Raw genomic sequence first — 15,286 nt, 5'->3', positions numbered from 1 at the left:
CATCAAAGAAAAATTAAATTCATTATATTTGTTGAGATGCTAAACCATTAAGACTGCCTGTAGATATGAAACAAAAGAATACTGTCAAGTTAAGAGGCGTACTTATTTTAAGTACGATCCTATGCTTCATATTTTTTATCGGTGTATTTGTCTACCAGTACGTACAGTACAAGCGTATTGAAGATCGTCTAAATGCAGCTTATTCCACAACCTATTTGCAGTCTTCCAACACGTATTACGAGCTGTTCTCCACTTTTAGCGAAGCCGAAAACTTATTTCGTCTGTACACCGTCGATTTCAACAAGGAAAGCTTTGAGGCATACAAAAACAAACTCGGTACTATAAAATATATGGTCGATTCGATCGCAGCCCTCCCTATAGATGACAATCCCTTTGCAGAAGGTAACAACGAAATAGAGACTTACCAAAGCTTTGCCTTGGAATTTGCGCTGATCAAACAGGACATCGACAAGTTGGTACTTTTTGCTTCGGATTCCCTACAATCTTTGGTAGAGAATTCCAATCTGACGAGCAGACAGCAACAAAAAAGTCAGAATGCAGATTCGCTGATCAGCCAGATTATGCGCGATACGCTCGACAAAGATCTCTTACAAGACACTTTGATCAAACAAAAACAAGGACTTTTCCAAAGAATATTCAATGCAAAAAATGACACGTTGGTCTCCAATTCTACCTACGAGGTACTGAATACCAAACAAGTAGATATCGTCCACCGTAACGTCGAACGGCTTATTTCTACCAACGAAAAGATATACAGCAAAAACATGAGGAATCTCCAAGCCAAATTCCTCCAAATGCAGAATAAGGAAAGGGAACTGGTCAAGTCCAATTACACCTTGTTGAACAACCTCAAAATAGGCTTGGACAAGATCAAACAATTGGAATTGGGTAAATTGCGTCAGGTAGAAGAACGGGATTTTTCGATATACCGAGCTAATTTTAATCGATTCGGCAATCAGCTTATCGCCGCCTTGGTCATCATGCTCCTCATGGTTATTTTTATCATTTATTATCACTACAAAGTGTCTTCTTTCGAGAAAAAACTATTTTTGGAAAAGGAATATGCTGCAAAGATAGCCGAAGAAAAAACAAGTGTCCTCGCTAATATCAGCCACGAAATACGTACGCCACTCAATTCGTTGAAGGGATTGATCGAGCTGCTAAAAAACTCCGGCAAACAGGATACCGTGGACAAAGAAATCATACAAACAGTGGACAATGATATCTCCGTTATCAACAGTACGATCAACGACATCCTAAGCCTAAGCAAGTTGGAAGCAGGCTCTTTGGAAATAAAGTCCGAAGACTTCTCGCCCTATCGGTTGATTGAAGACACTATCCACCTTCATTCATATCAGGCCAAAACAAAAGGTTTGGATTACACGTATGAAAACAATATCGATCCGGATATAAATATCCATAGCAATGCTTTCCGTATCAAACAGGTCGTATCCAACTTGATTACCAATGCGATTAAATATACGCCCGAAGGTGCTGTACATATCCGAGCCTATCTTACACCTGCAAAGGATCAGGACAAACTTGTTGTAGAGGTGATAGACACCGGCGTGGGTATCGAAGAAGCAAAAAAAGACCAAATTTTCAGAAAATACTATATGGTCGATGCCAAAAATAAATCTACAGGTTTTGGTTTGGGCTTATACATCTCCAAGATACTCTCCGAACAGATCGGTGGTACGATAGGTTTCACAAGCAAACCGGGCTCTGGCTCTACTTTTACTTTTGAACTTCCTGTAGACAAGAAAATCGTACAGGGGCTTCGTAAGACGACCTATACAATAGCGGATCTTGATGACAATCTGAACATTGTCATTGTCGATGACAGCCGTATAGGTTTGTTTTTCGTCCAACAATTATTTGGCAACAAAAAGAAGAATGTTCATTTCTTCCACAGCGGTACGCAAGCTTTGGAGTTCATCAAATCCAATAAAGTAGATATTGTCATTACGGATCTGGTGATGCCCGATATGGATGGTTGGGACCTATTGCGCCATATCAAATCCGACGACACACTGTCTTCCGTCAAGATTTATGCTTGCACGGCTGAAGCTATGCTTCTGGAAGACAAATCAAAACAGGAATATACTTTCGACGGCCGACTCGGAAAACCTATAAAGGAAAATGATCTGGTATCCACATTGATGAGAAGCTAGTCTAAAGCTTAAAAATCTTTTTTATGGCGCACGCGTGCCGCGTGTGCTAGTTTTGACTTAAAAAATCATAAAACCTGTATCGTCGTCCCATTTTCCAAAGGGTGAGACGTGCAGATCAGACAACGTCCGTTTTCCACCTCTCTATCGGTCAATACTTCATTGTAATCCATGCGTACGGTTCCTTTGACCACTTGGGAAATACAGGTGCTACACATACCCGATTTGCAGGAATAGGGCAATTTGAGTTTGTGCTCCAATCCTACATCCAGTATGGTTTTGTCATACGGGATCATCAAATCATAATTTTCTCCATTCAACCGCAATACAACACTGTAACTGCTCATGTCTACGGGTTGTTCTTCCTTTTCATCCTCATCCTCTTCCTCTTCGGGAAAATAAAAAGTCTCCTTTCTTATCTGTTCGTCTGGAACACCCATACCCAACAATGTAAATCGGCATAAGTCCATATAGAATAAAGGGCCGCAGGTATAGTACACCGCTTGTCGATCCGGTTCTGTATATTCCTTTAGGAGCTGAAGGATATACTCACGATTCAGTCTGGCTTTTAGAAGATTTTTGGTATCAGACCATATAAATTCTATCACCAATCTGTCGGGATACTGCTCTTGCCAGAACAGCAGTTCATCATAGAACAAAGTCTGCTCCTTCGAACTATTACTATACACAAGGACTACCTTGCTATGCTGTTCAGCTACAAGCGCAGTCTTCAATATGGAAAATAAAGGCGTGACACCTACCCCAGCTGCAAAAAGGAAAACCGTGTGGGAGGCCTCTTTTTGCGGTTCATAGACAAATAGTCCTTGTGGGTCCAATACCTCGACCACATCGCCGACTCGCGTACGGTGATGCAATAGTCGGGAAATTTCGCCATTGTCCACCCGTTTCACCGTGATTTCGTACGTTTCGTCCACATAGGGAGAGCTACTAAAAGAATACGATCTGCGTACCTCCCGATCACCGAACAAAAAGCATAGCGTTAGAAATTGTCCTGCCTTGTAAGGTGGAAAATCCCCTGTTAAATCTTCAAAACGGATGGAAATATTTTGATTGGGCTGATGGATAATATCTATGATCTTAAACTTGTGCATAGGTTTAAAGATATAAAAAAATCCTGATGCTGTACATCAGGATTTTTTATTAAAACTTCGGAAGTCTAAGGGAATTACAGCTTACGTTTTACTTCTACTTGTTCGTAAGCTTCCACAATATCTCCGACTTGTATATCGTTAAAACGATCTATATTCAGACCACATTCATATCCTTGCGACACTTCCTTGACATCGTCCTTGAAGCGTTTCAAAGAAGCCAATTTTCCGGTATAGATGACGACACCGTCCCGTATGACACGGATATCGTTGTTGCGGTTGATTTTTCCATCCAACACCATACATCCTGCAATCGTACCGACTTTCGAAATTTTGAATGTCTCCCGTATCTCGACCTCAGCCACGATTTTCTCTTCAAACTTGGGTGCCAACATACCTTCCATCGCCGATTTGATCTCTTCGATAGCATCGTAGATGATGGAGTAAAGGCGTACATCGATTTGCTCATTCTCCGCAAGTTTTTTAGCATTCTGTGTAGGTCTGACCTGAAATCCGATGATGATCGCATCCGAAGCAGAGGCCAACAATACATCCGACTCGGATATTGCTCCTACGGACTTATGAATGATATTGACCTGGATTTCGTCTGTCGACAGTTTCAACAACGAATCGGACAAAGCTTCTATAGAACCATCCACATCACCTTTTACAATTACGTTCAGTTCTTTGAAATTACCGATAGCCAAACGACGGCCGATTTCATCCAACGTAATGTGCTTGGTCGCACGCATACCTTGCTCGCGTTGCAATTGGAGCCGTTTGTTAGCTACTTGACGTGCCTCAGACTCACTTTCCATCACATACAATTTATCTCCCGCGGTAGGTGCTCCGGACATACCCAAGATCTGTACCGGTACAGAAGGACCGGCTTCTTTCACACGCTCTCCTCTTTCGTTGGTCAAGGCTTTCACCTTACCCGAATACGAACCCGCTAAGATTGGGTCACCTATACGCAATGTACCACCTTGTACCATGACCGTAGTTACAATACCACGACCTTTATCCAGAGCTGCTTCGATTACAGAACCTACGGCACGTTTTTTCGGATCGGCTTTCAGTTCCAATAATTCGGCCTCTAACAATACTTTTTCTAACAACAAATCCACATTCTCACCTGTTTTTGCAGAAATCTCCTGCGCTTGGTATTTACCGCCCCAATCTTCTACCAAGATATTCATCGTAGACAGCTGTTCACGAATTTTATCTGCATTCGCACCTGGCTTATCTACTTTTGTGAAAGCAAATACAATTGGAGCACCTGCAGCTTGGGCGTGATTGATAGCCTCTTTTGTCTGCGGCATGACTGCATCATCCGCTGCAATCACGATAATAACAATATCTGTCACTTTCGCTCCACGGGCACGCATGGCCGTAAAGGCTTCGTGACCAGGGGTATCCAAGAATGTAATCTTACGACCATCTTCCAAGTTTACGGCATAAGCACCGATGTGCTGCGTGATACCACCAGCTTCACCTTTGGTAACGTTTGCCTTACGGATATAATCCAACAAGGATGTCTTACCGTGGTCGACGTGTCCCATGACCGTGACGATAGGCGCACGAGGCACAAGATTATCTTCGTCATCAGGCTCTTCAAGCTCGGTGATTTCCTCATCTTCTGGCTTAATAAATTCGATCTGATAGCCAAACTCTTCGGCAACAATGGCTAAAGTCTCTGCATCCAAACGTTGGTTGATGGACACAAACATACCCAAGCTCATACACGTAGCGATGACCTGTGTGACAGGCACATCCATTAAATTGGCCAACTCATTTGCTGTCACAAATTCAGTTACGCGCAATACTTTGGACATCATTTCTTGTTCCAACGCTGCTTCCTCTGCCGAAAGCGCTATATCATCACGTTTCTGACGGCGCAATTTTGCTCTTTGGGCAAACTTACCAGACTTGCCGGCACCGCTGAGACGGGCCAATGTAGCCTTGATCTGATCTTGAATTTCTTTTTCGGAAAGTTCTTCTTTCGGAGTCTCATGTCTCCCACCCTTCCCTTTATTATCGTGTCTTCCTTTTCCACCTTGATGTGGTGGACGATTATGAGGTCCTCTATTATCGGTGCGTGGACCGCCTTGTTGTGGTCCTCTCGCATGACCGCCTTGCCCAGATGTATTTCCTTGACCGGTTTGAGCATTCGGGGATACAGGTGCTCCCGGTTTATTTGTCCGTTTGCGCTTGCGTTTACTATCCTGATTAGGATTTGAAGAGGAAGCCACTGGTTTATCTTTGGGTTTGAAGGTCGGTAATTCAATTTTTCCAATCACCTTGGGGCCTTCCAGCTTTTCGTATTTTGTACGAATGACTTCGTCTGGTTGCTCTTTAGCAGCGAGTGTAGTGATAGGTTGTTCTTTTTCAACAGTACCTGTTGCTTCTTCTGGTTTTGGTTTTTCTTCGGCCACCACAGTTTTTTCCACAGGTGCTGGCTCGGTTTTGACCTCCTCTACCGTTGCTGCAGGCTCAACTTTCACCTTTTCTTCCTTAGCGGGAACTTCTTCCACCTTTGCTACTGCGGGTTCAGATTGCTTTTCTACCTGTTCTTCCGTAGTTTTTTTGGATTTGCTTTTACTAAAACTATCCAAGTCAATCTTACCGACTACTTTCAGATGGCCTGTAGAAGAAGTGCTTGCTTCCTCTTTTGGAGCTTCCTTTTCTTCCACCGGTAGCTTTTCCACAACAGGCTCAGCTACGTTTTTAATCAATATCTCGTCACTGTCTGTCACGTCATCATTTTTAGAAGAAACAGATTCCTGAGGTGCAGCACTTCCCGGAGTGGGCTCATCGCGACGAATCTTGCCAATGACGATTTGTTTTGCCTCGTCTTTAACAATTTTATCCCCCTGGAATTCACGCAAAAGAACATCATACATTTCTGAAGACAATTTGGTATTTGGCTTTGATTCTACTTCAAATCCTTTTTTACTCAAAAAGTCCACAGCTGTACCGATACCGATATTGAGTTCTTTTGCTGCTTTAAGTAAGTTTATGCTTTTACTTTCTGTCATCTAATGTTATCTTCTAAAAATCTAGTCCCTACAAAAATATGTTTTTTTACACGCATTTAACAATTAAAAAAAGAATATCTTCCTTGTTGCGCTAGCAAGGCCTATAAGGTTTTCGAAAACCTTATAGGCCTTTTCAAAATGCTATTCAAATTCAGATTGTAAAATACGTACAATTTCTTGAATGGTATCATCTTCCAGATCGGTACGGCGTACCAACTCCTCATGCGAAAGAGCCAATACGGATTTAGCGCTGTCAAGACCTACACGTTTCAGTTCGTCAATGATCCATCCATCGATTTCATCTGCAAATTCTTCGATATCCACATCCTCCTCGATCTCATCGGTTTCACGGTACACATCAATCTCATAACCTGTCAGCTTGCCGGCTAGTTTGATGTTATGTCCACCACGGCCAATAGCCAAAGAAACCTGATCAGGTTTTAAATACACAGCAGCCGTCTTGTCTTCCTCATCCAATTTGATCGAAGAAATACGCGCAGGGCTTAGCGCACGTGTGATATACAACGAATTATTCGTTGTATAATTGATCACATCGATATTTTCATTGCGCAATTCACGCACGATACCATGTATACGTGAACCTTTCATACCCACACACGCACCTACCGGGTCGATACGGTCATCATAAGATTCCACAGCCACCTTGGCACGCTCTCCCGGCTCGCGAACGATTTTCTTGATGGTGATCAAACCATCAAATATTTCGGGAACTTCCAGTTCAAATAAACGTTGTAAGAACTCTGGTGCTGTGCGTGATATAATAATTTTTGGATTACTATTCAACATATCTACCTTATGCACCACAGCACGAATACTGTCACCTTTTTTGAAATAATCCGCCGGAATTTGTTCGGTCTTTGGCAAAATTAGTTCATTACCATCGTCATCCAATACCAAGATTTCCTTTTTCCATATCTGATATACTTCTCCGATAACCAATTCGCCCTCGCGGTCTTTGTATTTACGAAAAACCTCGTCTTTCTCCAATTCCAGGATTTTGGAAACCAATGTCTGACGTGCCGCCAAAATAGCCCGACGTCCAAAACTTTCCAACGTGATCTGTTCGATATAATCATCGCCTACTTCCAGATCTGGATCATACTGATGTGCCTCTGCCAATTCTATTTCCAAATCATCATCTTCCGAAAAACCGTCTTCCATAACTACACGGGTTCTCCAGATTTCCAAATCCCCATTGTCAGGATTGACAATGATATCCACATTTTCGTCTGTTCCGAAACGTTTACGAATCATGCTACGGAACACTTCTTCCAAAACGGTAATAACCGTAGGACGATCGATATTTTTAAACTCTTTGAACTCCTGAAAAGAGTCTATCAAATTAATATTGCTGCTCATTCTATTTAAATGAAATTAAAACTTTTGTTTCTTGTACTTGATCCATCGGAAATTCCACAGTTTTCAATGCTGCCTTCTTCCCCTTTTCTTTTACTTTTTGTTCCAATACCAGCAGGTCATCAGTCGCAGACAATAACTTCCCTTCCTCTTTGTGACCATCTGTTAATTTCAGACGGACATTGCGACCTATATTTTTAATATACTGGCGCAAAAGCAACAAAGATGAATCTATACCCGGTGAAGATACTTCCAAACGATAGGCACGATCGATCACATTCTCCTCTTCAAGATGAAAACCTACATGTCTGCTTACGGCGACACAGTCGTCTATCGAAATTCCTTTGTCCCCATCCAACAATATTTCCAAAATACCGTTATTATGCATTTTGATACGGACAATGAACAAATCTTCCCGATCAGCAATTTTTTCCTGCACCAGCTCCGCTACTCTTTGTTCTACCTGCATACTTTCAAAAATTGAATTAAAAAAGGGGGCATACCATGCCCCCTTCCTTTCAGATATCACAAAGGTACGATTTATTTTGACAAATCGTAAAAAAACAGAATTATTTTTTATGATCCACTACCGAGTTGATAGTTTTCTGCATATGTGCCATCATGGATGTCAGCGATTCGATCGTAGGCTCCGGTGTCGGCTGTGGCAATTCGGTCGAGATAAAAGCCTTTGCTTTCCACACCTCCAAAATATCGGCTGCATCTACCCAATAAGGCTCATACACCCTATTGTCTGACACGAGCTTTAGTCCTTTGTCCTCTTTGAACCTTGCTCCTATACGTTTATATACGACACCCTCATCTTTGGAGATGATCACATAGGTGTGACCCGATTTAATATCGTGCCAGTTTTCCACATATTCACCGATGATGATACTTCCTGAAGGCAAGGGCAACATCGAATCACCTTTGATCTCAAAAGCCCTGTACGTCCCCTGGCTGAACATCGGGAGGCTAAACCGGGGCAACTCCTTCACATACTCCGGATCAGCATAACCATTCAAATAACCGGCACTGGCTTTGACCGGAACCAATTCTATATTCTCACGGTCATCCTGATCTACGGTGATACTGAGCACACGCAGATTAGAGGCATTGCTTTTAGGCACAGGTTTCCATTTCTCGTCGATCACATCGTTGGCAAGCTCATCCATAGACAGTCCATAATATTCTGCTATCTTCTTCAACAATTCATACTTGGGTTCTGCACGGCTCTCTTCATAAGCCCCTACCGAAGCCCGCTTGATTTCCATGATATCCGCAAATTGCTGTTGTGTCAGGTTGTTTTTCTTCCGTAAAAACTTAAGGTTGGATGCAATATTTGACATTTTTTTTCAAAATTATTTTTAAATACTAATTTTATTAGTAAAATTGTACCAATAAAGTTAGTAAACAAATTTGAAAGAACCAAATATTTTAGTACAAAACTATGAAAAGACATATTATATATTTAGCTACCAATGCCAATAGAGCACATATTGAAGCCGGATATTGCCAACATATCCCTCATACATTATTTGAGATTTGCGAAGAGGACAAACTACAGTTTTTCTACGCGGCACGTATCAACCGAATAGTGTACATGGAAGAATATCGTTCGCTTGAAGAAGCCCTAAAAAGAAAATCCGAGCTTGCTACATACACCCGCATGATGAAAGAACGTCTGATCCGCAAACAGAACCCAAATTGGTTAAATATCACGGCTGGTGCACATAGGCTCATGAAGCACACGCCACAGGCGTGCGCTCAATGGTATTAAGTTAAGCGTTTTTTGTCATCCCGACGATAGGAGGGATCTGTAAATTAGCCGGCTAACAGATTCTTCGGCAAGCCTCAGAATGACAATATAAAACAGGTTATATCCTTAACTTAATGATTGGGCGTGCGCTAACTAAAAGTCCAGACTAGCACAGGCAATAAAAAACCGTTGCCCGCACCTAAGTGCAAGCAACGGCCTTAACAACCTCAACATATACCATATATGTACCGATTAGACTACCATCCCGGTGCAAAGTTTAATCCGAATGTACCAAATTTAGACCTTGTACTGTTGAAAGGAATGGCATAATATGGTTCCAAGATCATCGCACCAAACAGATTGACACGCAACGACACGCCCGCACTGAATACCGGCATACGTAAATTGGAGGGGTACACCATGACCGGGCTACCGTCATCATTAAATACAGGAGTACCGTCTGCATATTCCGCCTGCACCTTATCACCTTCTGTTTTATTCCATTTGATGACATCTCCCTGGGTCCAAGCCAAACCGCCATCGATAAAAAAATTCAAATCCGAAAACAAAAGCCCCGATTTGACCACAGCTAATTTTTCAGGTCCTGTAAAAGGCAAACGTATCTCAAAATTGGCAATAGCCATACGCGATCCCATCAGATCCATATAAGATAATTTTCCCGAATTATCAAAGTTGCCTGTCTCAAAACCCCGTATCATATAAGGATAGCCAATATACAAGGGATACAAGGCCGCCTCATCTTTACCCATACGCATATAAGAGTAGACACGTCCAGCAACTGTAATCGGTTTATATCGGTTATACTTTCTTAGATCAACATTCACTGCAGAAAAGTTATAATCTCCGAAATATTGCTCTGCCCCTAAGCGATACCTGAATCCTTGCAACGGTGCCGCAATGCCGAAAGTAGCATTATCCCCTACAAAACCCGCATTGGCCTGTTGTATAGTAAACGGATCTAGTCGACCAAAGCCTATTTGAGAAGCTTCTTCATTGGACACTCGCTGGCGATCACCATAGTAACCATAATAACTTTGACGCCATTTATCTACCCTAAATCCATATCTAGAAATCGCTCCACCGAATTCAAACCTATGATGACGGTTGAACGGATAAGCTACAAAAGCTTCGGCTTGGGTCTGAAACTGACGAATAATATAGGTATTGATGGCCAACTCATCGCCATAACCAAAATTTTCTGTAGCATACGTACTGAATCCCGTCATATACGGAATATGCGAAAGCGCACCTCCCCAATTCCAACGGCTACGTTGATTGATATAGGCTACCTGCCCACCAAAATCATAGATCTCACCGTTGATATTCAGCGCTGCAAAAATCTGGTTATATCCCAATATATCAGAGAACATACCCTGCACACCACTTGCTATACCGGCACCATAACGCGACCCTACTGACATTCCCACACCACTATTGGCCAAATAGTCCAATTTGAACTTGGGCTTGTATGCAATATTGTTGATCTGCCGATCTGAGATCCGCTCAAAGACATTGAAATTTCGCAGATTGGTATTGACTACATTCACACCTCTGTTGACATTTGGAGGCAACATTGCCGCATCAAAATTGGAAACAGAGGCATCGATGACTTCAGGAGTAAACTCCGAGCTTTTGGCCTTATAGACCGTGTATTGGTTTTTCTTAAAGTAGGAATACACAATTTCGTCATCATTCGAAATGCTCATCGCAGGAGAATACTCCGTAATACCACTAATCCCGGTAAAATAATCTGTCAAACGCTCTACTCTCCCTGTAGCCAACGTATATCTGAACATATTGCGGAATCCATCGCCATTGGACAGAAAATAGACCTGTGTACCATCTGCCGAAAAATGAGGATTCAGGTTATTGGCTCCCGGAAAAATATCCAGATTTTGAATTTCCTTTGTCTGTACATTGATGATGGCCAGGTTCATCGGAATGTCCACCTCTTTGGAGTTGGACTGTAACGCTACGCGATCGGTGCTGAATACAATGAATTTTCCATCTCTCGAAAAACTGGGTTGGAAGTCCGAATACATATCATTGGTCAACTGGGTAAGTGTTTTCGTTTTCAGATTATAAAGATAGATATCGCTGTGTCCGTTTTTCAATCCCGAAAAAGCAACATGATCCCCATCCGGAGCCCAATTGATATTGGTAAATTCGACAATATCCCCCATAGCTTCGACAAAAAGTGTTTTGCCCGTAGCCACATCGAGTCCCATCAACTTGTTCTTTCCTTCGCTAAAAACAGAAAACGCAAACCTTTTACTGTCGGGCGAAAATGATCCGGCCGATTCCAAAAAGCTGAATTCGTCAATATCCTTGTTAGTCAGCCGGCTCCCCAACTTTCGTATGGTCTTCCCTGTCGTAGCATCCGCCAAAAACAGATCTATACTGAACAAGTCCTGTTCAGAGAGATACACTACATATCTGCCATCCGGCGAAATAGTCGGTGATACGTTCATTCGTCCCGCATTGGATGAATTGATCAAAGATATACCTATAGGCCTGGAGGTTGTATCCTTATTCAGACTACGATAGGTATTTTCCATTGTGTTCTTCCACAGTGTGGACATCGTCTGTGCATCATATCCGAACACTCTGCGCATGGCATACTCATAACCATACTTGGCTGTCTCAATGAACAGTGGCATAATGACTGTATCCCCATAGGTAGAGCCTATAAACGACCAAAAGGCCTGCCCGTACCGATATGGAAAATAGTTGTATGATTCTTCCGTCAATTGCTTCAGACTCGGAATATCCTGATTGGCATAAGCGTCCCTCATCCACATCGAAGTGAAAGCATCTTTTTTGCCTATGGAAAAATACTCAGCCATCCCCTCGACCATCCACAAAGGAATATTGGCGACATTTTCCAGACGTGTCGAGTCCCCCCCTTCCATCAATACCCTGTACTGGAAAGCGTGGACCAACTCGTGTCCCAAAACATGACGCGTCTGTTGATTGATCTGCATAATGGGCATGACCACACGCTGTTTGAAAGCTTCTGTCACACCTCCTGTTCCGACACTGATTTCGCCCGAAATGGCAGTGGTCTGCTGAAATTCAGGATGGTTGTTGTACACGATAACCGGATTCTTACGGCTAAACGTATCCTGAAAAACCTGTTGGTGTAGCTCATACCAAACCTCGCTCTCCTTGGCTAACCACCTGACCAGACTGTCATTGTCCGAATAGTAATAAAGATTGAAATGGGGTGTATCGTAGACTTTAAAGTTCAATTTCTTATATCGCATCTTGTTCTGGCCAAAATACTGAGCTTGCAGGTGTTGGCACGCCAATACACCGATACAGATCAAAAGCAGGAACCTCCCCCATTTATTTGCTATCTTCCTATCCATAATATTAGATTAAATTTCCACCTTTCTATTTTACAACAACACTTCTATTTTCTCTTCCGATTGCTCCGGATTCACGATAACAGGTCGTACTTGGGGTAGCCCAGGCAACCGCTGTCTCAAGCTATCAAGACGTATGCCATCCATCACATTCGTAGTATCAGGCTGTACCTCTATTCTCGGGCTCGGACACTTATAATTTTTCCTGATCTCAACTGTAGATTCGGGAAACTTGCCAAATGTTACCCCCAATTCAGGATGTTTGTACAATTCTTCCATAAATAGAGCGTAGATGGGTAAGGCTGTTTTGGATCCTTCTCCGGTGGCTGAATTCTTGAAATGAATACTCTGCTCATCACAGCCTACCCACACCCCAGCAACCAAATCCTTGGTCAATCCGATATACCATCCGTCCACATAATCGGACGAAGTACCTGTTTTCCCACCGATCTCGTTACCTCCTTTGAACAGATCCCACTCCCACAGCGCCTGCGAAGTCCCCCCCGGTTCCTCTACCGTACCACGGAGCATGTACGTCATCAACCAAGCATTCTCCGGATCGACCACTTGCTTCTCTTCGGCTTTAAATTCCGCAAGCACATTGCCTTCCATATCCAATATCTTGGACACCAAGATAGGTTCGATACGTTTGCCCTGATTCATAAACGTACCGTAGGCTTTGACCATTTCAAAGACCGAGACATCGTTTGATCCTAACCCGACCGAAGGCACGGATTCCAATTTGCTGTCTATACCACACTTATAAGCCGCATCGACAACCTTATCCCAACCTATAGCTTCGGTAATCTGAGCTGTCACCGAATTAAGTGAACGAGCCATGGCCCAACGTAGCGACATCTCTCTGTAAGAAAATGTCCAATCGGCATTCTTCGGCTCCCAAACTTCGTGCTCTCCTTTCTTGTTGACAAATTCGATCCGCACAGGCTTGTCTACATATTTGTCGCAAGGGCTCATGCCCGATTCCAATGCCGCCAAATAGGCAAAAGGTTTAAACGTGGAACCAGCTTGGCGCTTGGCTTGATTGACATGGTCAAACTTATAATAATGATGATTGATCCCTCCTATCCATACCTTGATCTCACCATTGTATGGATCCATAGCCATCATTCCTGTATTCAACATCATAAGATAATGTTTCAACGAATCCATAGTCGAATAATTGACCTTTTCCATACCGTCCCAAGTAAACACCTCCATCTCTTTTTTGACCCGTAGCTCTGCAAAAACACTGTCTTCTACACCATTATATTTTTTCATCAATACCGGATAGACAGGCAATTTTCGCACATGGTTTTCCAAAAAATCGGGAATGACCTTACCCTCCTTATCCCGCCAAGGCTCTTCGCTGCCCCATGTATTTTTCAGACGTCTTTGCAAGTCTTCCATTTTACGGGCCACGACTTCCTCAGCAATCTTTTGCATCCTGGAGTCGATAGTGGTATAGATCTTTAGCCCCGATTTGTAAATATCGATTTCATTGTCCTGGCTCCACTTGTCCAACCATCTCTCGACTGCGGTACGCAGATAGGAATCGCTGGCATCCTTTGTCCCTTGATAATCCAAATTCAACTTTAATGAATCTGTCGCAAAAGCAGCCATTTCTTCTTTGCTCAAGTATCCTGCTTTTTGCATTTGTCCCAACACGACATTCCTACGTTGAAAAGCATTTTTGGGATTTCGGATGGGATTATAAATAGTGGTTCCTTTCAACATGCCGATCAACAAGGCACTTTCATTGACATCTAAGGCGCTCGGCATCTTGTTGAAATACCGCAGTGAAGCCGATTTTATCCCATAAGCATTGTTGCTGAAAGATACTGTATTGAGATACATGGTAATAATTTCATTTTTGGAATATTTGCTTTCCAGTTTGAAGGCCGTCATCCACTCTTTATATTTCGTGACCAAGATACGGATTCCCGGGATTCTGCTCAAATATCCCTGTGAATGTGAATACCGGGTCCGGTACAGATTTTTGGCCAGTTGCTGTGTAATCGTACTGGCACCCCTGGGATCACCCTTTATTGTAGAAACAGCGCCCGAAATCAACCCCATAAGATCCACCCCCGAATGTTCGTAAAAACGGACATCTTCGGTCGCTATGAGTGCCTCGCGGATATGAGATGATATACTGTCATAAGGCACAGGGTCTCTATCCTCTTCAAAATAGCGACCGATCAGCACTGAATCGGCTGTATATACCTCAGAAGCCACATTCAAGGTGGGCATGACAATATCTCTTTTGGTAGGGGAATATCCAAACAAGCCTAAAAAATTAAGTTGAACGGCACAGGTAAACAAGACAACGCTATATATCAGCAGTAGCAGATACCGCAGAAACTTATTTTTCACACGTCTAAACATAAGGTAAATATGAATAAAATGTTTTGAAAAACGATGAATA

General features: G+C 42.7%; 9 protein-coding genes. 2 read left to right on the top strand and 7 right to left on the bottom strand.

Annotated elements, in window-relative coordinates:
* The first annotated feature begins 65 nt into the window (after positions 1 to 65).
* Positions 66 to 2,195 (top strand): hybrid sensor histidine kinase/response regulator, encoded by a 2,130-nt coding sequence (locus tag G5B00_RS12870; protein ID WP_163875961.1) that lies wholly within the window; start codon positions 66 to 68, stop codon positions 2,193 to 2,195.
* Positions 2,196 to 2,260: 65 nt separating this feature from the next.
* On the opposite strand, the gene G5B00_RS12865 is transcribed toward G5B00_RS12870, so the two are convergent.
* The 5 genes from G5B00_RS12865 to G5B00_RS12845 all read right to left on the bottom strand — a co-directional run bounded on the left by G5B00_RS12865 (position 2,261) and on the right by G5B00_RS12845 (position 9,062).
* Entirely contained in the window at positions 2,261 to 3,304 is a 1,044-nt protein-coding gene (locus G5B00_RS12865; protein WP_163875958.1) for a ferredoxin--NADP reductase, read from the bottom strand.
* A gap of 74 nt (positions 3,305 to 3,378) precedes the next feature.
* A complete protein-coding gene (gene infB / locus G5B00_RS12860) occupies positions 3,379 to 6,339 on the bottom strand; it encodes a translation initiation factor IF-2 (protein ID WP_163875955.1) in 2,961 nt (986 codons plus the stop codon).
* Positions 6,340 to 6,480: 141 nt separating this feature from the next.
* Complete coding sequence (gene nusA / locus G5B00_RS12855; RefSeq protein WP_163875953.1) at positions 6,481 to 7,719, bottom strand: transcription termination factor NusA; 1,239 nt, start codon at positions 7,717 to 7,719, stop codon at positions 6,481 to 6,483.
* Between the two features lies 1 nt (position 7,720).
* A complete protein-coding gene (gene rimP / locus G5B00_RS12850; RefSeq protein ID WP_163875950.1) occupies positions 7,721 to 8,185 on the bottom strand; it encodes a ribosome maturation factor RimP in 465 nt (154 codons plus the stop codon).
* Positions 8,186 to 8,285: 100 nt separating this feature from the next.
* A complete protein-coding gene (locus G5B00_RS12845) occupies positions 8,286 to 9,062 on the bottom strand; it encodes an XRE family transcriptional regulator (RefSeq protein WP_163875946.1) in 777 nt (258 codons plus the stop codon).
* A 101-nt stretch (positions 9,063 to 9,163) separates the two neighbouring features.
* On the opposite strand from G5B00_RS12845, the gene G5B00_RS12840 reads away from it, so the two are divergent.
* Positions 9,164 to 9,493, top strand: coding sequence for a hypothetical protein (locus tag G5B00_RS12840; protein WP_163875943.1), 330 nt, complete (start codon positions 9,164 to 9,166; stop codon positions 9,491 to 9,493).
* 236 nt (positions 9,494 to 9,729) lie between these two features.
* On the opposite strand, the gene G5B00_RS12835 is transcribed toward G5B00_RS12840, so the two are convergent.
* Positions 9,730 to 12,864: a DPP IV N-terminal domain-containing protein gene (locus G5B00_RS12835; RefSeq protein ID WP_163875937.1), complete on the bottom strand. Its 3,135-nt coding sequence runs from the start codon at positions 12,862 to 12,864 to the stop codon at positions 9,730 to 9,732.
* 30 nt (positions 12,865 to 12,894) lie between these two features.
* On the bottom strand, positions 12,895 to 15,234 hold the full coding sequence (locus tag G5B00_RS12830; protein ID WP_410510771.1) for a penicillin-binding protein 1A: 2,340 nt from the start codon (positions 15,232 to 15,234) through the stop codon (positions 12,895 to 12,897).
* Positions 15,235 to 15,286 lie beyond the last annotated feature (52 nt).

The sequence above is a fragment of the Parapedobacter sp. SGR-10 genome (assembly GCF_011030405.1).
GTDB lineage: Bacteria > Bacteroidota > Bacteroidia > Sphingobacteriales > Sphingobacteriaceae > Sphingobacterium.
This window is presented reverse-complemented; position numbering and strand designations above follow the sequence as displayed.